Raw genomic sequence first — 1,734 nt, forward strand, 5'->3', positions numbered from 1 at the left:
GAACCCTCGCCAGTGGGAGCCCACCGGCGAGGGTTCGTGATCGACGTCAGCGGGAATCCGGCCACTCTTCCGGTGTGGATCGTTCGGTCGGGTCCCAGTCGACCGTCCGCAGCACACGGCGGCGACGCAGCAGCAGCACCCCGGCGAGGACGAGCACCAGCAGTACGGCCGCGCTCATGAGGATCGTCGCCTTGCCCGACCCGCCCTCCTCGCCGGCCCGAGGAGCGGTGACCCGGGCGGCACCACTCGGGATCGCGGCCGCGATCGCCTTCGTCAGGTTGACCACCACCGGGCCATCGTCACCGGCCGACCCGCTCGGACCGGACGATCCGGCATCGACCGGGGTCGCGGTCGCCCGGAACTGCTTGACCACCTCTGCTGCGGAGAGGCCCGGCGACTTGCCGCGCACGAGCGCCACGCCTCCGGCGACCAACGCGACGGCGTACTGCACCCCGCTGACCTGGATCTTGCCTCGTCGGCCGGTGCCGAGACTCGCCAAGTTCTGCCCCGGCGCGACGACGTCGACCGTGCCCGGCGGATACTCCCGGGCGAGCCGCCCATCACCGTTCAGCATCCCGACACGCAGCAGCTGCGGTGGCAGCGACCCGTCGTCGGGCGCCGGCGCCGCGGTGACCACGACCACGTCGTGACGGGCGGCGTTGTTGATCGCCTGACGGACGCCGGGCAAGGAGACGTCCACATACGATCCCAGCGCGATCACCCTCGCTCCGGACGAGACTGCCACGTCGATCGCGGTCGCCTGGTTGGTCGGGGTCGCGGTCGCCTGGTCGACCGTCACCCGGATCGGCACCACGGTCGCGTCGGGGGCGACGCCGAGCAGGAACTCGGGATCGTCGCCGACGATCAGCGCCGCCATGGCGGTTCCGGTGCCCAGGCAGTCGGTGGTGCCGGACTCGGTGCCTGTGACGACGTCCACCCCCTCGCTCACCCGACCTGAGAGTGTGGGCACGCTCGCATCGACACCCGAATCGACGACGGCCACGACCACGCCACTGCCTCGCCCCGCCGCCGCCCAGGCGTCCGTCAGGGCCATGTCCTGCTGCGCCCCCGCGTCCTTGGCCGGCGTGGGCACCGGCACTGCGGGGCAGGCACCGGCCGGAGCCGTCGGCCGGGTGGTGGGCGCCGGGGTGGAACCAGGTGAGCCGGTGGTCGTCGACCGGGGCGGGGCCGACGTGTGCGCCGGCGGCGACTGGTTGGGCTTAGCCGTGGGAGTCGGGGCCTTGGTCGCCGTTGGCGGGGATGTCGGCCCGGGCAACACGCCGTAGCGGACTCCGTCGCCGACCGCGTCCCATGGCAGCACCAGCGCCCACCCGGCACGCAACGACCCGCCGCTGGTGAGGGCGCCGCCGTCGCGTTGCGGCCGGCCAACGTTCAGCTCGTAGATCTCTCCGGCGCGGTTCTGACTGCCGAGCAGGTTCAGGGCGATCTCCGGCACCGTCTCCACCGCGCCGTTCGTGCCCGCCGCGACCAGGTGGTACTTGACCCGGGCCGACCCGGACGGCGGGGCGGCCAGTGCCGGGAAACCGGCCGCGACGAGCAGCCCGACGGCCGCGAGGATGAGGACGACTCCGGTCGACCGTCGTTTTGTCCAGGCTTGCACAGGCGCTCCCTTGGGTCAGCGTTCCTACCGCCGGCCCGTACAACGGCTCCGCCCCCGGTCGCGTTCACGGAAAAGCGCGCGGCGGGTGATCCGGCCCAGGGCAGCGCCCGTTG

1 protein-coding gene is annotated in these 1,734 nt (G+C 73.0%); it reads right to left on the reverse strand.

Annotated features, from left to right (window positions below; all coding sequences use genetic code 11):
• Positions 1-46: 46 nt before the first annotated feature.
• Positions 47-1,621, reverse strand: a complete 1,575-nt coding sequence (locus OHA72_RS06160; RefSeq protein WP_327006882.1) for a S8 family serine peptidase — start codon at positions 1,619-1,621, stop codon at positions 47-49.
• Positions 1,622-1,734 lie beyond the last annotated feature (113 nt).

Origin of the sequence: Dactylosporangium sp. NBC_01737, assembly GCF_035963215.1 — a bacterium.
GTDB lineage: Bacteria > Actinomycetota > Actinomycetes > Mycobacteriales > Micromonosporaceae > Dactylosporangium.